Here is a 20,826-nt window from a genome sequence, read left to right as displayed (position 1 = left end):
GATCCTTGGCTCATGGGCACCAGTAAATCTCTAATGTAGGTTGCAGAAACGCGCGAATCGGCATGGCAGCGACGTCGTCACTCGCCAGCGCGGCGCTCAAGGTGGTCAATTTCGAACTGCCGGAGATCGACAGCACGGTGTAGTTGGCCGTGGCCAGCAACGCGCGACTCATGGTCAGGCGCTGGTGCGGCACGGTCGGCGCCAGCATTGGCCAGCAACGGCGGGTACCGTTGGGCTGCAGGGCTTCGCTCAGGTTCGGGCTGTTGGGAAACAGCGATGCGGTGTGACCATCATCGCCCATGCCCAGTACCAGCACATCAATGGCTGGCAACTCGCCCAGCAGGCGATCGGCCTGCAAGGCAGCGTCTTCAAGGTTGGCGGCGGCGCTGTAGAGGCTCAAGAACTTGGCCTTGGCTGCCGGGCCTTTCAACAGGTGCTGCTTCAACAAACCGGCATTGCTGTCGGCGTGCTCCACCGGCACCCAGCGCTCGTCGGCCAGGGTGATGGTGACCTTGGACCAGTCCAGGTCTTGCTTGGCCAAGTGCTGGAAAAACGCCACCGGGCTACGGCCGCCGGACACCACCAGGGTCGCTTCGCCACGGGCACTGAGGGCCGTGCGCAATTGCGCGGCCACATCATTGGCCAGGCCTTCGGCCAGCAGTACCGGCGTGCGGTACTCGTGAGGGGTTACGCCCTGGGGCAGTTTCAATTCAGATATCGCCATACCACGACCTCCCATCCCGCGTGATCAGTGCAATCGAGCTCATCGGCCCCCAGGAACCCGCCGCGTACGGCTTGGGCGCATCACCGGATTTCTTCCAACCGGCGATCAACTGGTCACACCACTTCCACGCGGCTTCGATTTCATCTTTGCGCACAAACAGGTTCTGATTGCCGCGCATCACTTCCAGCAGCAACCGCTCGTAGGCATCGGGGATGCGTGCGCTGCGGTAGGTGTCGGAAAAATTCAGTTGCAGCGGGCCGCTGCGCAGTTGCATGCCCTTGTCCAGGCCCTGCTCCTTGGTCATCACGCGCAAGGAAATACCTTCGTCCGGTTGCAGGCGGATGATCAGTTTGTTGCTGATCTGCAAGCGCTGCTCAGGGGCGAAGATGTAGTGGGACGGTTCCTTGAAGTGGATGACGATCTGCGACAGCTTTTGCGACATGCGCTTGCCGGTCCGCAGGTAGAACGGCACCCCGGCCCAACGCCAGTTGCGGATATCGGCACGCAGGGCGACGAACGTCTCGGTGTCGCTCTGGGTGTTGGAATTCTCTTCTTCCAGGTAACCCGGCACGGCTTTGCCGGCGCTGTAGCCCGCGATGTACTGGCCGCGCACCACTTGGGTGGTCAGGCCTTCGGGGCTGATCGGCGCCAGGGCCTTGAGCACCTTGACCTTCTCGTCACGGATGCTGTCGGCAGACAGGTCGGCCGGCGGGTCCATGGCGATCAGGCAGAGCAGTTGCAGCAGGTGGTTCTGGATCATGTCGCGCAGCTGGCCGGCCTTGTCGAAGTAACCCCAACGGCCTTCGATACCGACCTGCTCGGCCACGGTGATTTCCACGTGGGAAATGTAATGCTGGTTCCACTGGGTTTCGAACAGGCTGTTGGCGAAACGCAGGGCGATCAGGTTCTGGACGGTCTCTTTGCCCAGGTAATGGTCGATGCGATAGGTGCGGTTCTCCGGGAAGAACTGCGCCACGGCGTCATTGACCTTGCGCGAGGACTCCAGGTCCGAGCCGATCGGCTTTTCCAGGACCACGCGGGTGTTTTCCGCCAAGCCAGCCTTGGCCAGGTTTTCGCAGATGCCGCCGTACACCGCAGCCGGGGTGGCGAAGTAGGCGATCAGGCGTTGTTCGCTGCCGACTTTTTCGGCAAGGGCAACGTAGTCGTCGGCCTTCATGAAATCGACGTGCACATACGCCAGCCGCGCCAGGAAGCGCTTGGCAACAGCTTCGTCCAGCTCCTTGCCGACGTATTTGCGCAGTTCTTTTTCAATGCGAGCCAGGTGCTGTTGCTCGGTACCGGCTTCACGGGCCAGGGCCAGGATGCGGGTGTCGTCGTGCAAGAGCCCGGCGCCATCGAGTTGATAGAGGGCAGGAAATAACTTGCGCAGCGCCAGATCACCCAAGGCGCCAAACAGGGCAAAGGTGCAGGGTTCTACGGTTATCGAAGGCATGATGTTTGTTCTTTTATCAAGTTAAGCTACAAATACCTTTTTTCAAGGCATCACTCAAGGAAAAATGTAGTAATAACCACAACATTTTCCCGAAATACGCATTCCGAGTGGTGGTGTTCAGCTACGCTCAGTAGGATAGGCCACCTCCAAGGGCCGCTCGTCGATTGGTTGCCGCCCTTAATTTGCATCGTCGCCCGAAGGAAAGACTGAATGGACCGCGTGCGAAATCTTCTGGAACAGATCCAGAACCGCCTCGAAGAATTGAACAAGGCCGAGCGCAAAGTCGCAGAAGTCATCCTGCTCAACCCGCAGCAGGCCACCCGCTTCTCGATCGCCGCCCTCGCCCAGGCCGCCTCGGTCAGTGAACCGACGGTCAACCGTTTCTGCCGTTCGTTCGGCGTAAGCGGTTACCCTGAACTGAAATTGCAACTGGCGCAAAGCCTGGCCAGTGGCGCCGCGTACGTCAGCCGCGCCGTGGAAGCCGATGATAACCCTGAGGCGTACACGCAAAAGATCTTTGGCAGCGCCATTGCGTCCCTCGACAGCGCCTGCCAGGCGCTGGACCCGGCCCTGATCAGCAAAGCCGTGGACCTGTTGATCCAGGCGCGGCAGATCCACTTCTTCGGCCTGGGCGCTTCGGCACCGGTGGCCATGGATGCCCTGCACAAGTTCTTCCGCTTCAACCTCGCCGTGACCGCCCATGCCGACGTGCTGATGCAGCGCATGATCGCCTCGGTGGCCCATACCGGCGAGCTGTTCGTGATCATTTCCTACACCGGGCGTACCCGTGAACTGGTGGAAGTGGCACGGATCGCCCGCAGCAACGGCGCCTCGGTACTCGGCGTGACCGCTGAGAACTCGCCGTTGGCCAAGGCCAGCACGGTGAGCCTGAACATTCCGTTGCCGGAAGACACCGACATCTACATGCCCATGACCTCGCGGATCATCCAGCTGACGGTGCTGGACGTGCTGGCGACCGGCATGACGTTGCGTCGCGGGGTGGATTTCCAGCCGCATCTGCGCAAGATCAAAGAGAGCTTGAATGACAGCCGGTATCCGGTGGGGGATGAGTTCAACTAGCAGCAATCTCCACCAGCAGTACCGACTCTATCGCAGGCAAGCCAGCTCCCACATTTGGAATGCATTCCCCTGTGGGAGCTGGCTTGCCTGCGATAGCGCCAGAAGCTACACCGCTAGACGCCGGCCCTGGCCTGCAAACTCAAATGCGCCCTCTCCCCCGGCGCCAAACTCGCCCCGGCCATCGCCGACTCTACGCACACAAACCCCGACGCCTCGTTGAAGCTCACGCCCAACAACGGCCGGCTGCCCGGATGCCACACCACCGTGTCGGCGCTGTCACCGGTGTCGATGCACAGCTCACGCTGCCAGGCGTGGTCCTTGAGGTGCAGTTCGCCCTCGTGCTGGAACACCCGCTGGCACCCGCCCTCCACCCGCAATTCGCCTTCCTGCTGGCAGACCTGGCGATTGAGCTGGTCGTAACCTTGCGCCCCCTCGAGCCCAGACAGCGCTATCTCGTCGACGTGACCAATACGCCAATATGCGTGCAATGCATGGCTCAACTGGCACGGCAACTCGTCCTGATGCTCGGTGCTCAGGCGCAGTTCCAGGGTTTCGCCCAGGTGCGCGTGCAGGTCGACCTGCCAGTCGCACAGCTGCAATTGCCAGTGCAGGCGCACGCCGTCGTCGTCGGTGCTGCTGTCGAGCAGTTTCCAATCAATCAACCGCGCCCAACCATGGGACGGCCAGGCATTCTCGCTCGGATGGCGGCCGTACCACGGCCAGCACACCGGCACGCCACCACGAATAGCGCCGACTTGTGGCCACTTGGCTGCACACCAGAGCCAAGGCTTCTGGCCCCGAGGCTGAAAATGCAGCAGTTGCGCGCCCTGGCGGCTGAACACCGCCTGGCACAACGGGTGGTCGATCACCAACACGTCGCGCATCTGAAAGCGTTCCCAGGCGAACACCGGTCGCTCGCGCAGGGATTTGAAAAAGCGTTGCAGCGGATGCTCATGCATGTGCCACGGTCCTGAATGTCTTTGTGGGAGCTGGCTTGCCTGCGATGGCATCAACGCGGCCTGCCTGCTGTACCGAGTCGCCTGGATCGCAGCGGTGCGGCGATCCGACAAGCCAGCTCCCACAGGGAGATGTGCTCCCCTTCCTCAAAAAAAAGCGGGTAGCCATGGCTACCCGCAAAATGCGCACAGAGAGAAGGAGCTTATCGCAACAACGTTAGAACGTAGACTGAATTTTCAGGCCCGCTACCAACGCGTTGTCGACTTCTTTCACACCGCCTGGGTTGGCGACGTATTGCAGGTTGGGACGCACGGTCAGCCAGTTGGTGACGTGGAAGCCGTAGTTGATTTCGACGTTGTACTCGGTGTTACGCAGCGGTGCGAAACCCGATTGGTCGTAGTCGGTGAAGCCACCAGCCGCATTGAGCAGCTCGGCGTTTTTCTTCACGTCACTGTTGGCGTGGATACGGGAAACACCGATACCGACGTCATCCTTGGTGCGCGCGTCGAATGGACCTTTGTAGACCAGCATCAACGACTGGTAATTGTCGACCAGGTTGGTGTCTTTGTCGTGGAAGGTCACGTTGGCCGCGATGTTCAGGCCGCGGGAAGCGTCGCCATTGTGCGTGGTGAGTTGCTGTTGCAGCACACCCCAGTAGCCGGTCTTGCTGCTACGAACACGGAAGGCCGCGCCCGTAGTGCCAGCGTCGTTACCGTTGACGTCTTCACGTACGTCGTTGGCATCGGCGGTGCTCTTGTAGTAACCCACACGGTATTCGCCCGGCAGGCCATTGACCTTCGGCGACCAGACCAATTCCACCGGGATCACGGTGCCCTTGGTGCCACTGCCGCTGAGCTTGAAGCCGTTGCCGTGCTCCAGCTGCGATGGGTTCTGGTTGTACGCACCGATTTGCGCATACAGCTCTGGCGTGATGTTGTACTTCACGCGGATAGCCGCCTGGCTCACAGGCCAGTTGTACCAGGTGTTCACGTAGTTACCCACTTGCGAGCCGCAGAACGACAGGTTCTGGAAGTCGCATGGGAAGGTGTTGAAGTCTTCGCCTTCACCGAAGTAACCGAGTTTCACATCCAGCTTGTTGTCGAACATCTGGTGCTGGATCCAGAACTGGGTCAGACGCACCATGTGGCCACGGCCATCAACCTCTTGAGACGAACTCAAGGTGCCGGCACGCGGATCGCCAATACGGTCATTGGAGATGTTTGCGCCATTACGGTTGGTCAGTTGGATCTTGGCCTGGGTGTTGTCCCAGCCCCACAGCTTTTGCAGATCCAGTGCTACGCCCAGACCGAACTGGTCAGCGTAACGGGCAGTTTTGTCGTTGTTGTAGCCACCGTGCAGGTTGCCACCGACTTCCCCAACGTAGTCAGCCTTGATGTCGATACCTTGCTCGATCAGCTTGGTACGTTCACCACCCCAATCGCCGGTCATCCACTTGGAATCGGAGCTGAATGCATCGGCCGCCATCGCATTGGCGGACAATACCAGGGCTGCTGCTGCTGACAGTTGGCAGATCAGCCGAGTGTTGTTGTGTTGCTTTTTCATCCCTACATCCTCGTCTTTATTGTTATTAAACTGTTTTTATCTAACGCGGTTTACTTTTTTTAGCTAAAACAACAAGTTATCTACTTCAGCGGCCTTTGAATTGAGCCACATTGTCGGCATGCCCTTGTGTGGGCGATGAAGAAGCAGTGCCCAGGCGCTCACCGGTCTTGGCGTCAAACAGCAACACTTTGGCCGGGTCAAACTGTAGGGTCAGGGTCTCGCCCACTTGCGGCGCCACATCCGGCGCCAGGCGGCAGCAGACCTTGGTGTCATTGAGTTGCACGAACACCAGGGTGTCCGGGCCGGTCGGCTCGGTCACCTGGACTTCGGCGCGAATGCTCGACGAACCGTTGCCCTCGCCGTTCGCCAACAGGATCTGCTCAGGGCGCAGGCCAAGGATCACGTCGCGGTCTTCGAGGCCCGCATCGTTCATGTTCAACGGCAGCTCGCAACGGGCCTGGCCGCTGTCGAGCAGGGCCACCAGGCGGCCGTCCTTGCGCTGCAGGCGCAGGGGCACGAAGTTCATCGGCGGCGAACCGATGAAGCTCGCCACGAACTGGTTGGCCGGGTTGTTGTAGATCTCTTTGGGCGTGCCGAACTGCTGGATGATGCCGTCCTTCATGACCGCCACCTTGTCGCCCAGGGTCATCGCTTCGATCTGGTCGTGGGTCACGTAGACCGTGGTGGTCTTGAGGCGCTGGTGCATCAGCTTCATTTCGGTACGCATCTCGACGCGCAGCTTGGCGTCGAGGTTGGACAGCGGTTCGTCGAACAGGTAGATCTTCGGGCGCCGCGCCAGTGCACGGCCCATGGCCACACGCTGTTGCTGGCCACCGGACAACTGGCCCGGCTTGCGATTGAGCAGGTGCTCGATCTGCAGCAGCTTGGCCACGCGCGCCACTTCGGCGTCGATATCGGCCTGGGGCATCTTGCGGATCTTGAGGCCGAACTCGATGTTCTCGCGCACGCTCATGGTCGGGTACAACGCGTAGGACTGGAACACCATGGCGATGTCGCGATCCTTGGGGCTCATGCCGCTCACGTCCTGGTCGCCGATCATGATCGCGCCGCCGGTGATGGTCTCAAGGCCGGCGATGCAGTTCATCAGCGTGGACTTGCCGCAACCCGAAGGGCCGACCAGGATCAGGAATTCGCCTTCCTTGATCGACAGTTCGATGTTCTTCAAGGTGTCGGGCAGGCCGGCGCCATAGGTCTTGTTTACATTGCGAAGTTCAAGCGTAGCCATGATTACCCCTTGACCGCGCCGGCCGTGAGGCCGCGCACGAAATACTTGCCTGCGATCACATAGACCAGCAGGGTCGGCAACCCGGCGATCATCGCCGCTGCCATATCAACGTTATATTCCTTGGCTCCGGTGCTGGTGTTGACCAGGTTGTTCAGCGCCACCGTGATGGGCTGGGAGTCACCGCTGGAGAACACCACACCGAACAGGAAGTCGTTCCAGATCTGGGTGAACTGCCAGATCAGGCAGACCATGATGATCGGCGTGGACATCGGCAGAATGATCTGGCGGAAGATGGTGAAGAAACCCGCACCGTCCAGGCGCGCGGCCTTGATCAGCGCATCCGGGATGCTCACGTAGTAGTTACGGAAGAACAGCGTGGTGAACGCCAGGCCGTAGACCACGTGCACAAACACCAGGCCGGTGGTGGTGCTGGCCAGGCCCATCTTGCCAAGGGTGAACGACGCCGGCAGCAACACGGTCTGGAACGGCAGGAAGCAGCCGAACAACAGCAGGCCGAAGAACAGTTGCGAGCCTTTGAAGCGCCAGAACGACAGCACGTAGCCGTTCAATGCACCGATGGCGGTGGAGATCAGCACAGCGGGAACGGTGATCTTGATCGAGTTCCAGAAGTAGCCATCCACGGTGGCCCAGGCCTTGACCCAGCCGATGCCGGTGACCACGGTCGGCCAGCTCAGCAGGTTGCCGGTGCTGATGTCTTCCGGGGTCTTGAAGCTGGTGAGCAACATCACCACCAGCGGCACCAGGTACAGCAGCACGGCGAGGATCAGCACCGCGTAGATCGCGATGCGACTCAGGCTGATGGAAGGTTTGGAGGCGAGACTAGTCATTACGCTTGGTCCTCAGCTCGGAGTAGAGGTAAGGCACGATGATCGCGAGGATCGCACCGAGCATCAGGATTGCACTGGCCGAGCCCATACCCATCTGGCCACGGCTGAAGGTGAACGAGTACATGAACATCGCAGGCAGGTCGGACGAGTAGCCCGGGCCACCGGCGGTCATGGCGGCCACCAGGTCGAAGCTCTTGATCGCAATGTGCGCCAGGATCATCACCGCACTGAAGAACACCGGGCGCAGGCTTGGCAGCACCACGCTCCAGTAGATGCGCGGCAGGCTGGCGCCGTCGATCTGGGCGGCGCGGATGATCGATTGGTCCACACCCCGCAGTCCGGCGAGGAACATCGCCATGATGAAGCCGGAGGCTTGCCACACGGCCGCGATCACCAGGCAGTAGACCACGCGATCGGGGTCGATCAGCCAGTCGAGACGGAAGCCTTCCCAGCCCCAGTCCCGCAGGAGTTTGTCCAGGCCCATGCCCGGGTTGAGCAGCCATTTCCAGGCGGTACCGGTGACGATCATCGAGAGCGCCATCGGGTACAGGTAAATGGTGCGGATAAAGCCTTCGCGGCGGATTTTCTGGTCGAGGAAGATCGCCAGTGTCACGCCGATGACCAGGGTGATGCCGATGAACATCCCGCCGAAAACCGCCAGGTTCTTGCTCGCTACCCACCAGCGGTCGTTGTCGAACAACCGGGCGTATTGCGCAAGGCCGGCCCATTTGTAGCTGGGCAGGAAGGTGGAATTGGTGAACGACAGCACGAACGTCCACAGGATGTAGCCGTAAAAGCCCACCAGAACGATGAACATGCTCGGCGCCAGCACCAGTTTGGGAAGCCAGCGCTGCAGTGCATCGAACGGCGAGGCCTTGCTGAACACAGCAACAGAACTCATGGGAAAATCCAGTACAGGGAAAAAGGGCTACGCACATCGCCTTGTAGGAGGCGGCTTATTGTGGCGAGGGAGCTTGCTCCCGCTCGGCTGCGCAGCAGACGCCGCCTTTTGGGGCGCTTCGCACCCCAGCGGGAGCAAGCTCCCTCGCCACAGAATCCGGCTCCTACACAAGCATCACTTGGCTGACTTGATCGCAGCGCCAAGTTTCTTGGCGGTGTCGGCCGGGTCGGCTTTCGGGTCGTTGATGTAGTTGGTCACGACATCAAAGAACGCCCCTTGCACAGCCAGGGTGGTGGCCATGTTGTGGGCCATGCTTGGCTGCAGGCCGCCGGTCTTGGCGTCTGCCAGGAAGTCTTTGGCAGCGGTCTGGGCACAGGAGTCAAAGCCGTAGGAGGCCATTTTCTCCAGCATGTCGGTGCGCACCGGGATCGAACCCTTGTTGATGCTGAAGACTTTCTGGAAGTTTTCACCCAGCACGACTTTGGCGATGTCCTGCTGACCCGCAGCGGTGCCTTTGTCTTTCTGCTTGAACACCGCCAGGGAGTCGATGTTGTAGGTGAAGGCTTTGTCGGTGCCCGGGAAGGCTACGCACTCGTAGTCCTTGCCGGCGACTTTCTTGGCAGCGGTCCATTCGGACTTCGCCCAGTCACCCATGATCTGCATGCCGGCCTTGCCGTTGATGACTTTGCCCGCTTCCAGGTTCCAGTCCTGGCCTTTGCCGTCGACGTCCATGTAGGTCGCGACTTTCTTCAGCTCAGTCAGGGCCTTGACCATTTCCGGGCCGGTCAGCGCGGCGTTGTCCAGGTCAACCAGGGCTTTCTTGTAGCCATCTGCACCCATCACCGACAGAACGACGGCTTCGAACACAGTGCTGTCCTGCCAAGGCTGGCCACCGTGGGCGAGCGGAATGAAGCCCGCTGCCTTGAGCTTGTCGCCGGCTGCGTAGAATTCTTCGAGGGTGGTTGGGTTCTTGGTGATCCCGGCTTTCTTAAAGACCTCCGGGTTGATCCACAGCCAGTTCACGCGGTGGATATTCACCGGTACGGCAACGTAGTTGCCTTCGTACTTGACGGTGTCGGAGACTTTTTTGTCGAGCAGCGAGTCCCACTTCTCTTCTTTGGCGACGTCCTTGAGCACGTCGGTGTCGAGCAGGCCAGTCGACGCCCATTCCTGAATGTCCGGGCCTTTGATCTGGGCAACGCCTGGCGGGTTGCCAGCGACTGCGCGGCTTTTCAGCACGGTCATGGCGGTAGCACCACCACCGCCGGCTACGGCGCCGTCTTTCCAGGTGAAACCGTCTTTCTCAACTTGGGCCTTCAGGACATCTACAGCCGCTTTTTCACCACCCGAGGTCCACCAATGCACAACTTCAACCGTCCCTTTCGAGTCGGCGGCAAATGCACTGAGGGGAAACAACGAGGCAATGGAAATAGCTACGGCGAGGCGATTAATCGCGTTCATCTGAGTACCTTTTCTTGTTGTTATGCATGCAAGTCTAGAGCTTGCGCTGCACGGAGTTTAAACAGGGATTTTCCAGGCGCAGGTAACAAAGGGACGCACAAATGTCACCAGCTCGTGACATAAGCGCCGCGCCCCAGAGCGCTGGCCATGCTGGGTGCCAAGGGTAACGCAGGCAGCAACACCGCTTGCCAGGCATGGTACAGGTCGGGTTTGCCGCCCCAGATCTTGCTGCTGGGCTGGTTTTGCGGGCTCAATTCGTGATGCCAACTGCCGTGGTGACGGTCGATGAAATGGGTGTCGCAGAACTCCCAGAAGCGTCGATACCAGGTCTCGTAATGCAGCTCGCCGGTACGCTTTAGCAGCGCCTGCGCGGCGGCGCTGGCCTCGGCGTGGGTCCAGTGCAGGCGCTCACGCACCACGGGGCGCTGGCTCCAGTCCAAGGTGTAGACGATGCCGGGCGCACCGTCCACGGCCCAGGCGTACTCGCAGGCGCTGGCGAACAGGCCTTTGGCGTCGGTCACCAGCCAGTCGGGCGTGACGAGCCCGGCCTGCAAGCGTGCGGCGTCCAAGTGCAGCACCAACCGCGCCCATTCAAAACCGTGGCCGGGGGTGATGCCATAGGGGCGAAAGCCGTCGGCAGGGTTGTCTTCGTTGTAACCGAGCAGGGGTTGCCAATGGGCGTCAAAGTGCTCGATGACCATGTGCTGGTTGCCGGCCGCATGGGTGTGGATAACACGCTCCACGATGCGCAGCGCGCGGTCCAGCCAGCGCGTGTCACCGGTGACATCGGCCAGGGCCAGGAAGGCTTCGGTGGCGTGCATGTTGCTGTTGGCGCCACGGTAGGCTTCGATGCCGCTCCAGTCCTGGGCAAAGGATTCGAGCATGACGCCCTCCTCCTCGCTCCAGAAGAACTGGTCGATGATATGGATGGCGTCGTTCAACAAATTCTGTGCACCCGGCGCGCCGGCCACCACCGCCGAGCTGGCGGCGAGCGCGACGAACGCATGCAGGTAGGCCGCTTTGCCACGGTTGCCATCCCGCGCGTGAGGCGTGGCGAACCAACCACCGTGCTCGCTATCGCGCAGGGGCCCACTCAGGGCGGCCACACCGTGCGCCACCAAGTCGGCATAACCGGGCAACCCCATGGCGTGGGCCATGGCAAAGCTGTGGGTCATGCGGGCGGTGTTCATGGTTTCGGCGTGGGCATCGGCGGGCAACTGGCCGTTGTCGTCCAGGTTGCCGAAGCCCTCGGGCAGTCGAGAGGCCTTGGCGAACGACAGCAGGCGCTGGCCTTCATTGGCAAGCCAGGCGTGATGGGCAGGTGCGTTCAGCCAACTGCTGGCAGGCAGTGGGTGCGTGGTCATGGGTGGCCCTTATTATTTTTTGTGGGATGACCGAAGTCTAAACAAGGGCGAGGTGGGGGCAAGTAACGAAGGGCAAGGGAAATGTCACCGGCCCGTGACAATTCCAACGATGTAAAGAGGCCACTTGTAGTGAGCGGGCTCGCCCCGCGCTGGGTGGCGCAGCCGTCCCAACCCAGGCAGCGCATCTATCCAGTTAACCTGCGTTGGCAGGTTTTGGGGCCCCAGCGCGGGGCAAGCCCGCTCACTACAGGCAGCTCAGCGGGCGGGGGTGTTGAGTTGCTGTTGCAGGTTCTGCACCTGGCTTTGCAAGGTGGTGATGTTGCGCGTGGTCTGGATGCGGAACACGTCGAACTCTTTGTTGGTCGGCGCGTCGCTGTTGCCCGGCTGGTTGTCCTGGGCACTCTTCAACACCACCAGGTCCTGCTCGAGACGGGCGATGGCCGCGCTCGGGTTGCCCTGTTTCTTCAAGGCGGCCACGTCGGCAGACAAGTCCTTGATCTCGGTATCACGCTTGCCTGCATCACCTTGCGCGGCTTTCAGGGTCGCGACGGCATCGGTCAGGGCCTGGACCTGCCCCTGCAGCTTGGCGTTGGCGCTCGACAGGTCGGTGGTGCTGGCGGTCATCTGCGCCAGGCGCTGGTCCAGCACGGTGGCCTGGCCGGCGACGCCGACCTGCTGCTTGCCCTGTTCCAGCAACTGGCTTTCCAACTGCTTGATCTGCAACTTGAGGGCTTCGCTGCCATTGTTCACGCTGGCTTCGCTGGCCACCACCTTGCCGGAAATATCCTGCAGGCGCCCTGCCGCTTCTTCGCTGATGCGTGCAAAACTTTCCTGGGTAGCGACCAGTTGCTGGCCCATCAGGGAGATCTGCTGGAAGCTCCACCAGGCGAGGCCGGCGAAGGCGATCAGCAGCGCGCCGACCAGCGCCCACAGCGGGCCGGTGCTGGCACTCTTGACCTTGACCACCGGTGTCGTGCGCGAACGCACGGAGGTGGCGGGAGTCGGCTCGAAATCATCATCGTCCCCGTGATCTGCCCGCAGGCTGGGAACATTGTCGAAATCGTCGTTAGCATCGTTACGCATGTATCAACCCTGAATCGGTGAGATGGCTGCCTGGAAAGCCGAGCGACCGGAGTATAAACCGCGCTCGCGCCGCACTGGTCGACCCGAAACCTCGAATTCGGTTCCCGATGTGTTGCCTGATGTGAGCTTACTTGAGCCCAGGATCCTGGGCTTTCCACCAACTGCAGAACTCGTCGAGGGCGGTCCACAGGCTGACCTTGGGCTCGTAGTCCAGATAATGCCTGGCCCGGCTGATATCCAAGGTGAAATCTTTGTTCATCACCTGCATGCCCAGGCGCGACAACGCCGGCTCCGGACGCCCCGGCCACATCGCGCAGAACGCTTCGTTCAACGCCGCCACGCTGTAGGCCAGGCCGTAGGACCGATACCGGGTGACCTGCGGCATGTCCATCTGGCGCATCACGTAGTTCACCACATCCCACACCGGCACCGGCGTGCCATTGCTGATGTTGTAGGCCTTGCCCAAGGCCGAGCCCGTGGCCAGCAAACTGCTGAGCAGCGCCTCGTTCAGGTTGTGCACGCTGGTGAAATCGACCTTGTTCAAGCCGTCGCCGACGATCGCCAGGCGGTTCTTGCGCTGCATTTTCAGCAGGCGCGGGAAAATGCTCATGTCCCCGGCGCCGGTGACAAAGCGCGGGCGCAGGGCAATCACCTCCAGGCCAAACTCCTGGGCGCCGAACACCTTTTGCTCGGCCAGGTACTTGGTGGCGGCATAAGGATGCTTGAAACGCTTGGGCACCTGCTCTTCGGTCAGGCCCAAGTGGTCGCGCCCATCAAAGTAGATCGACGGCGACGACAAGTGCACCAGGCGCCCCACCCGTTGTTTCAGGCAGGCCTCGACGACATTTTCAGTGACCAGCACATTGCCTTGGTGGAAGTCCTGGTACTTGCCCCACAACCCGACGGCACCGGCGCAATGCACCACGGCCTCGACATCGCGGCACAGCTCGCGCACCAGGTCGGCGTCGTTCAGATCACCCTGGATAAACTCGGCGCCACGCCGTATCAGGTGCTCCACACCTTCGGCACGTCGCCCGTTGACCCGCACGTCCAGGCCCTGCTCCAGGGCGAAACGCGCAAAGCGCCCGCCAATGAAGCCGCTTGCGCCGGTGACCAGAATTTTCATGTATTACCCCGTGTTCTTTCGTTTTTCATCGCTGTTGCCTTGACGCCCGCTGTCACCCCAACGGCACCAGCCATTGGCCACACGCCTGGGCCAGATGGTCGGTCAACAAGCCCAACAATTGCCCGCCACTGCGCCAATGATGCCAGTACAGCGGTACATCGATGGGCTTATCTGGCAATAACTCCACCAAAACGCCCTTTTCCAGTTGGTCACGCACCTGCAACTCCGGCACCAGGCCCCAGCCCAGGCCGGCCTCTGTCAGGCGGATAAACCCTTCGGACGAAGGACACAAATGGTGTTCGAAACCGCCGTCCACACCGAGGGAAGCCAGGTAGCGATGCTGCAGGAAATCATCCGGGCCGAACACCAGCGCCGGTGTGCGGGCCAACTGATCAGCACGTACGCCGTTTGGAAAATGCCGCGCAATAAAGGCCGGGCTGGCCAACGCCCGATAGCGCATGGCACCGAGCAACAAGCTGCGGGCGCCGGCCACCGGGCGCTCGCTGGCGCAAATACAGGCCGCCACTTCACCGGCACGCATGCGCTTGAGGCCCACGGTCTGGTCTTCTACCACCAGGTCCAGCAACAAGTGCTGCTCGGCGCAAAAGCCACTGACCGCTTCGGCCCACCAAGTGGCGAGGCTGTCGGCATTCAAGGCGATGCGCAGGCGCTCGGGCATGCCTTCTTCGTCCAGCGCCGGCACCTGGCTTTGCAGGTCGCGCTCCAGCAGCCGCACCTGTTGCACATGGTTGAGCAGACGGCGGCCGATGTCGGTGGGCGTCGGCGGCGTAGCGCGCACCAGCACCGGTTGGCCGATACGGGCTTCCAGCAACTTGATGCGCTGGGAGATCGCCGATTGCGACAGCCCCAGCACCTGGGCGCCACGCTCGAAACCGGCTTGTTCCACAATCGCCGCCAGGGCGGAAAGCAATTTATAGTCGAACATCAGTTTCTCTAATGAGCGATCAGCAATATTGGTTTTTCTTATACAGCGTAGCCCGTGAGAATGACCAGCATTGCTTCTCTCTACTTCAAGGAACTTCACATGGCTGGCGAAACCGCCCTGGCAACCCTGCTGCGCAGCATGAGCCCGCAACTCAATGACGGCGACTACGTGTTCTGCACCCTGCCCGACAACCGTATCCCGCCAGGGTGCGAGGTGATCGGCAGTTTTCGCGAAAGCGAAGGCCTGACGGTGATTGTCGAGCGCCAACAAGCAGAAGACGCCGGGCTGGGCTTCGACTACGTCGCCGCCTGGATCACCCTGAATGTGCATTCGGCCCTTGAAGCCGTTGGCCTGACGGCTGCGTTTGCCAGCGCCTTGGGCAAGGCTGGCATCAGTTGCAATGTGATCGCCGGCTTCTACCACGACCACTTGTTTGTCGGCCGCGCCGATGCCGAGCGCGCCATGGCCGTCTTGCGGCAGCTGGCAGCAGACGCGGAGTAACTCGCTATGTGGCAAAGCTATCTGAATGGGCTGCTGGTGGCCCTGGGCCTGATCATGGCCATCGGCACGCAGAACGCGTTTGTGCTGGCGCAAAGTCTGCGCCGTGAACATCACTTGCCCGTGGCGGCGCTGTGCGTGGTGTGCGATGCGTTGCTGGTGGCTGCGGGTGTGTTCGGCCTGGCCACGGTGCTGGCACAGAACCCGTTGTTGCTGGCGGTTGCGCGCTGGGGCGGCGCGGCGTTCCTGTTGTGGTACGGCACCCTGGCGTTGCGCCGGGCGTTTTCCAAACAAAGCCTTGAGCAGGGCGAAAACCTCAAGGTGCGCTCATTGCGCGCCGTGTTGCTCAGCGCTTTGGCCGTGACGCTGCTCAACCCCCACGTGTACCTGGACACCGTGCTGCTGATCGGCTCGCTGGGCGCCCAACAAACCGAACCGGGTGCCTACGTGGCCGGTGCGGCCAGCGCGTCGTTCCTGTGGTTTGCCACCCTGGCGCTCGGCGCTGCGTGGCTGGCGCCCTGGTTGGCACGCCCGGCGACCTGGCGTCTGCTCGACTTGCTGGTGGCGGTGATGATGTTCAGCGTGGCCTATCAATTGATCGCCGCGTAGCGAATATTCCAAAACGCTCTGGAACCTCTATCCCACACAGTTGTTGCGTGGTTTTGCCGCACCCCCGGTGCTATGATCCAGCCCCTGCGCCGCAAAGAGTACAAACTCCCCGGCGCTTGTTTGGCCGCCCGTGATCGGCCTTGCGCTCACCGCAACTGACCTGATTAGGAGAATCATCATGGCTTTCGAATTGCCGCCGCTGCCCTACGCACACGATGCCCTGCAGCCGCACATTTCCAAGGAAACCTTGGAATACCACCACGACAAGCACCACAACACCTATGTCGTGAACCTGAACAACCTGGTGCCTGGCACCGAGTTCGAAGGCAAGACCCTGGAAGAGATCGTCAAATCCTCTTCGGGCGGCATCTTCAACAACGCCGCTCAGGTCTGGAACCACACCTTCTACTGGAACTGCCTGGCGCCAAACGCCGGTGGCCAACCTACCGGCGCGCTTGGCGACGCCATCAACGCTGCGTTCGGTTCGTTCGACAAGTTCAAGGAAGAGTTCACCAAGACGTCCGTCGGCACCTTCGGTTCCGGTTGGGGCTGGCTGGTGAAAAAGGCTGACGGTTCCCTGGCCCTGGCCAGCACCATCGGCGCCGGCAACCCGCTGACCAGCGGCGACACCCCGCTGCTGACCTGCGACGTGTGGGAACACGCCTACTACATCGACTACCGCAACGTGCGTCCAAAGTATGTGGAAGCGTTCTGGAACCTGGTCAACTGGAAGTTCGTGGCTGAGCAGTTCGAAGGCAAGACCTTCACTGCCTAAGCAACCCTTGCAGTAGAAAGAGCCCGGCAATTGCCGGGCTTTTTTGTGGGCGTTACTTGGAAACACCGACGAAGAATCATGGAACTCACTAATGAAATATTTCCACTCAAGTCGCGGGAGGAATAACCCTCCCAATCAAATGTGGAGTATGACGATGGACCCTATTTCGATGGTTGTAGGTGCAGTGCCGATGGTAACGGGCCTTCTCGATAAGGGAATGGACTTGGCAAAAGGCGCGTTGGACGTGGCTGGCAAGCTGCTGGACAAAATGCCAGATGCAGAAAAAATTGCAGGTAATACAGAGTCGCAGCCTCAGAACCAGATTACTTTCTGACCCAGGCACGTCTCACTGGAAGGCCGGCCCGTACGGCCTTCTATCCTACAAGCCCTCAACATTGAGGGTCAGTGACCGGCACCCAGACTCTCAGCCCCCCACGCTTACCCAGCCACAATCTCAATTGAGTCTTCCCCCCAATGTTCCTTTGACTGCCATCACGAGATTGCCAATACTCATGGCATATTGAGGCTACCCGCATGGAACAAGGAATGACCCTTTGAAGCTGGAACTCAAAAACAGCTTGTCGGTGAAGTTGCTACGGGTTGTGCTGCTGTCGGCATTGATCGTGGGCGTGGCGCTGAGTGCGGCGCAGATCGTTTTCGATGCCTACAAGACGCGCCAGGCCGTGGCCGGCGATGCCCAGCGCATCCTCGACATGTTTCGCGACCCCTCGACCCAGGCCGTCTACAGCCTGGACCGCGAAATGGGCATGCAAGTGATTGAGGGCCTGTTCCAGGACGATGCCGTGCGCATGGCCTCCATCGGCCATCCCAACGAAACCATGCTCGCAGAAAAAAGCCGCGCACTTCAGCAGTCGCCCTCCCGCTGGTTGACCGACCTGATTCTTGGCCAGGAACGGACCTTTACGACCTCGTTGGTCGGCAAAGGCCCGTATAGCGAGTATTACGGCGACCTGAGCATCACCCTGGACACCGCCACCTACGGCAAGGGCTTTCTGGTCAGTTCGGTGATCATCTTCATTTCCGGCGTGCTGCGCGCCCTGGCCATGGGCCTGGTGCTGTACCTGGTCTATCACTGGCTGCTGACCAAGCCGTTGTCGCGGATCATCGAACACCTGACTTCGATCAACCCGGACCGGCCCAGCGAACACAAGATCCCTTCACTCAAGGGTCACGAACGCAACGAGCTGGGCCTGTGGATCAATACCGCCAACCAGTTGCTAGAGTCCATCGAGCGCAACACCCATTTGCGCCATGAAGCCGAAAGCAGCCTGCTGCGCATGGCCCAGTACGACTTTCTCACCGGTTTACCGAACCGCCAGAAACTGCAGGAGCAACTGGACAAGATCCTGATCGACGCCGGCCGTCGTCAGCGCCGCGTGGCGGTGTTGTGCGTGGGCCTGGATGACTTCAAAAGCGTCAACGAACAGTTCACCTACCAGGCCGGTGACAAATTGCTGCTGGCCCTGGCCGATCGCCTGCGCGCCCACAGCGGCCGCCTGGGTGCCCTCGCCCGCTTGGGCGGTGACCAATTTGCGCTGGTGCAGGCCGATATCGACCAGCCCTACGAAGCCGCCGAACTGGCGCAAAGCATCCTGGATGACCTGGAAGCCGAGTTTGCCCTGGAGCATGAGCAGATTCGCCTGCGTGCCACTATCGGCATCACCTTGTTCCCGGAAGACGGCGACAGCACCGAGAAGCTGCTGCAGAAAGCCGAACAGACCATGACATTGGCCAAGAGCCGCTCGCGCAACCGCTATCAGTTCTATATCGCCAGCGTCGACAGCGAAATGCGCCGGCGCCGCGAGCTGGAAAAAGACCTGCGCGAGGCCCTGAGCCGCGAGCAGTTTCACCTGGTGTACCAGCCGCAGATCAGCTACCGCGACCATCGTGTGGTGGGTGTGGAAGCGTTGATTCGCTGGCAGCATCCGGAACACGGCCTGGTGCCGCCCGACCTGTTCATCCCCCTGGCGGAACAGAACGGCACCATCATCCCGATCGGCGAATGGGTGCTGGACCAGGCCTGCCGACAACTGCGTGAATGGCATGACCTGGGCTTCACCGACCTGCGCATGGCGGTCAACTTGTCCACGGTGCAACTGCACCACACCGAGTTGCCGCGGGTGGTCAACAACCTGATGCAGATCTACCGCCTGCCGCCGCGCAGCCTGGAACTGGAAGTCACCGAGACCGGCCTGATGGAAGACATCAGCACCGCCGCCCAGCACCTGCTGAGCCTGCGTCGTTCCGGGGCGCTGATCGCCATCGATGACTTCGGCACCGGCTATTCGTCGTTGAGTTACCTCAAGAGCCTGCCGCTGGACAAGATCAAGATCGACAAAAGCTTCGTCCAGGACCTGCTCGATGACGACGACGATGCGACCATCGTGCGCGCCATCATCCAACTGGGCAAAAGCCTGGGCATGCAGGTGATCGCCGAAGGGGTGGAAACGGCCGAACAAGAGGCCTACATCATCTCCGAGGGCTGTCATGAAGGTCAGGGCTATCACTACAGCAAACCGCTGCCGGCCCGGGAGTTGGCGGCCTTCCTGAAGCAGTCCGAGCGCAACAACGCGGCGATTCTCTGAAGCGGCAAAACGATACTAAATATTTCCCTCGTATAAACCTTTACACAAAATGCAAATCTTTCGCATTATGTCGCAGTTTTTTGCGCTCCCCCGCGCGCCCTATCAACAACCGAAGCAGGATGTTCGCCATGATTCGTATGCCCCTGGCCACCGCCAGTCTGCTGGCCATTGCCATTTCTCTCGCCGGTTGCGGCGAAGGTAAAGACAAGGCCGCCGCAAACCAGGCGCCGACCCCGGCTGCCAGCACTACCGCTCCAGCGGCTGCCACCCCAGCAGGCCAGGTCGACGAAACGGCCGCCAAAGCCGTGGTCGCGCATTACGCTGACATGGTGTTCGCGGTGTACAGCGACGCCGAGTCCACTGCGAAAACCCTGCAAACCGCCATCGACACTTTCCTCGCCAACCCGAACGACGAAACCCTCAAAGCAGCCCGTACCGCCTGGATCGCCGCGCGCGTGCCGTACCTGCAGAGCGAAGTGTTCCGCTTCGGCAATACCATCATCGACGACTGGGAAGGCCAGGTGAACGCCTGGCCCCTGGACGAAGGCCTGATCGACTACGTCGACAAATCCTACGAGCATGCCCTGGGTAACCCAGGCGCCAACGCCAACATCATCGCCAACACCGAGATCCAGGTTGGCGAAGACAAGGTCGACGTCAAGGAGATCACCCCGGAAAAACTCGCCAGCCTCAATGAGCTGGGCGGTTCCGAAGCCAACGTTGCCACCGGCTACCACGCCATCGAATTCCTGCTCTGGGGCCAGGACCTCAACGGCACCGGCCCTGGCGCGGGCAACCGCCCTGCCTCCGACTACCTGACCGGCGACGGCGCCACGGGCGGCAACAACGAGCGTCGCCGCACTTACCTGCGCGCCGTGACCCAGCTGCTGGTCAGCGACCTGGAAGAAATGGTCGGCAACTGGAAACCCAACGTCGAAGACAACTACCGCGCCACCCTGGAGGCAGAACCTGCCACCGACGGCCTGCGCAAAATGCTGTTCGGCATGGGCAGCCTGTCCCTGGGCGAACTGGCCGGTGAGCGCATGAAGGTTTCCCTGGAAGCCAACTCGCCAGAAGACGAGCAGGACTGCTTCAGCGACAACACCCACAACTCGCACTTCTACGACGCCAAGGGCATCCGCAACGTCTACCTGGGCGAGTACACCCGCGTCGACGGCACCAAGCTGACCGGCGCCAGCCTGTCGTCCCTGGTGGCCAAGGCCGACCCGGCCGCCGACAGCGCGCTCAAGGCCGACCTGGCGTCGACCGAAGCGAAGATCCAGGTCATGGTTGACCACGCCAACAAAGGCGAGCACTACGACCAGTTGATCGCTGCCGGTAACGACCAGGGCAACCAAATCGTGCGCGACGCCATCGCCGCACTGGTCAAGCAGACTGGTTCGATCGAAGCCGCCGCCGGCAAGCTGGGCATCAGCGACCTGAACCCGGATAACGCTGATCACGAGTTCTGATCCGCGCCGCGTTGAGAGAGGCGACCTGCGGGTCGCCTTTTTTATGTCTGTAGTTCTGCGATCAATCAAATACCGCAAAACCCATGTGGGAGCGGGCTTGCTCGCGAATGCGGT

General features: G+C 61.0%; 19 protein-coding genes. 7 read left to right on the top strand and 12 right to left on the bottom strand.

Going from position 1 to position 20,826, the window contains the following annotated elements; translation table 11 throughout:
- Positions 1–10: 10 nt before the first annotated feature.
- Both pgl and zwf read right to left on the bottom strand, forming a co-directional pair.
- Positions 11–724 carry a 6-phosphogluconolactonase gene (gene pgl / locus HX803_RS27425; RefSeq protein ID WP_178925100.1) on the bottom strand — a complete coding sequence of 238 codons (714 nt, stop codon included), beginning with the start codon at positions 722–724 and terminating at the stop codon, positions 11–13.
- Positions 711–2,177, bottom strand: coding sequence for a glucose-6-phosphate dehydrogenase (gene zwf / locus HX803_RS27420; protein ID WP_176994246.1), 1,467 nt, complete (start codon positions 2,175–2,177; stop codon positions 711–713). Before zwf ends, pgl begins: the two co-directional genes overlap by 14 nt.
- Positions 2,178–2,396: 219 nt before the next feature.
- Between zwf and HX803_RS27415 the strand changes: the two genes are divergently transcribed.
- Complete coding sequence (locus HX803_RS27415) at positions 2,397–3,257, top strand: MurR/RpiR family transcriptional regulator (protein WP_174554056.1); 861 nt, start codon at positions 2,397–2,399, stop codon at positions 3,255–3,257.
- A 113-nt stretch (positions 3,258–3,370) separates the two neighbouring features.
- On the opposite strand, the gene HX803_RS27410 is transcribed toward HX803_RS27415, so the two are convergent.
- From HX803_RS27410 to HX803_RS27365, 10 genes are all read right to left on the bottom strand, one after another.
- On the bottom strand, positions 3,371–4,216 hold the full coding sequence (locus HX803_RS27410; protein ID WP_178925098.1) for a D-hexose-6-phosphate mutarotase: 846 nt from the start codon (positions 4,214–4,216) through the stop codon (positions 3,371–3,373).
- 214 nt (positions 4,217–4,430) lie between these two features.
- Positions 4,431–5,777: a carbohydrate porin gene (locus HX803_RS27405; protein WP_178925096.1), complete on the bottom strand. Its 1,347-nt coding sequence runs from the start codon at positions 5,775–5,777 to the stop codon at positions 4,431–4,433.
- Between the two features lie 85 nt (positions 5,778–5,862).
- Entirely contained in the window at positions 5,863–7,023 is a 1,161-nt protein-coding gene (locus tag HX803_RS27400) for an ABC transporter ATP-binding protein (RefSeq protein ID WP_178925095.1), read from the bottom strand.
- A 2-nt stretch (positions 7,024–7,025) separates the two neighbouring features.
- Entirely contained in the window at positions 7,026–7,871 is an 846-nt protein-coding gene (locus HX803_RS27395; protein WP_178925093.1) for a carbohydrate ABC transporter permease, read from the bottom strand.
- Positions 7,864–8,772: a carbohydrate ABC transporter permease gene (locus HX803_RS27390; RefSeq protein WP_017253695.1), complete on the bottom strand. Its 909-nt coding sequence runs from the start codon at positions 8,770–8,772 to the stop codon at positions 7,864–7,866. Before HX803_RS27390 ends, HX803_RS27395 begins: the two co-directional genes overlap by 8 nt.
- Before the next feature lie 174 nt (positions 8,773–8,946).
- A complete protein-coding gene (locus HX803_RS27385; RefSeq protein WP_176994251.1) occupies positions 8,947–10,233 on the bottom strand; it encodes an ABC transporter substrate-binding protein in 1,287 nt (428 codons plus the stop codon).
- A gap of 104 nt (positions 10,234–10,337) precedes the next feature.
- Positions 10,338–11,597 (bottom strand): AGE family epimerase/isomerase, encoded by a 1,260-nt coding sequence (locus HX803_RS27380; RefSeq protein WP_178925091.1) that lies wholly within the window; start codon positions 11,595–11,597, stop codon positions 10,338–10,340.
- Between the two features lie 255 nt (positions 11,598–11,852).
- Complete coding sequence (locus HX803_RS27375; protein WP_178925089.1) at positions 11,853–12,680, bottom strand: ATPase; 828 nt, start codon at positions 12,678–12,680, stop codon at positions 11,853–11,855.
- 127 nt (positions 12,681–12,807) lie between these two features.
- Positions 12,808–13,806 carry an NAD(P)-dependent oxidoreductase gene (locus HX803_RS27370; protein WP_178925087.1) on the bottom strand — a complete coding sequence of 333 codons (999 nt, stop codon included), beginning with the start codon at positions 13,804–13,806 and terminating at the stop codon, positions 12,808–12,810.
- A gap of 52 nt (positions 13,807–13,858) precedes the next feature.
- Entirely contained in the window at positions 13,859–14,752 is an 894-nt protein-coding gene (locus tag HX803_RS27365; RefSeq protein ID WP_178925085.1) for a LysR family transcriptional regulator ArgP, read from the bottom strand.
- Between the two features lie 99 nt (positions 14,753–14,851).
- Here HX803_RS27365 and HX803_RS27360 point away from each other — a divergent pair, with 99 nt between their 5' ends.
- The 6 genes from HX803_RS27360 (at position 14,852) to HX803_RS27335 (ending at position 20,712) form a co-directional block, all read left to right on the top strand.
- Positions 14,852–15,253 carry an ACT domain-containing protein gene (locus HX803_RS27360; protein WP_178925083.1) on the top strand — a complete coding sequence of 134 codons (402 nt, stop codon included), beginning with the start codon at positions 14,852–14,854 and terminating at the stop codon, positions 15,251–15,253.
- Positions 15,254–15,259: 6 nt separating this feature from the next.
- Entirely contained in the window at positions 15,260–15,859 is a 600-nt protein-coding gene (locus tag HX803_RS27355) for a LysE/ArgO family amino acid transporter (protein ID WP_178925081.1), read from the top strand.
- A gap of 178 nt (positions 15,860–16,037) precedes the next feature.
- On the top strand, positions 16,038–16,634 hold the full coding sequence (locus tag HX803_RS27350) for a superoxide dismutase (protein WP_094950838.1): 597 nt from the start codon (positions 16,038–16,040) through the stop codon (positions 16,632–16,634).
- Positions 16,635–16,788: 154 nt separating this feature from the next.
- Positions 16,789–16,968 (top strand): hypothetical protein, encoded by a 180-nt coding sequence (locus HX803_RS27345; protein WP_178925079.1) that lies wholly within the window; start codon positions 16,789–16,791, stop codon positions 16,966–16,968.
- A gap of 220 nt (positions 16,969–17,188) precedes the next feature.
- The gene (locus HX803_RS27340) at positions 17,189–19,240 is read left to right on the top strand and encodes a bifunctional diguanylate cyclase/phosphodiesterase (protein WP_178925077.1); all 2,052 of its coding nucleotides are present in this window, start codon (positions 17,189–17,191) and stop codon (positions 19,238–19,240) included.
- A 128-nt stretch (positions 19,241–19,368) separates the two neighbouring features.
- Positions 19,369–20,712, top strand: a complete 1,344-nt coding sequence (locus HX803_RS27335) for an imelysin family protein (RefSeq protein ID WP_178925075.1) — start codon at positions 19,369–19,371, stop codon at positions 20,710–20,712.
- The last annotated feature ends 114 nt before the right edge of the window (positions 20,713–20,826 follow it).

This window comes from Pseudomonas sp. P7548 (genome assembly GCF_013386585.1).
GTDB lineage: Bacteria > Pseudomonadota > Gammaproteobacteria > Pseudomonadales > Pseudomonadaceae > Aquipseudomonas.
The sequence above is the reverse complement of the archived record's forward strand: the minus strand, read 5'-3'. Positions and strand labels throughout refer to the sequence as shown.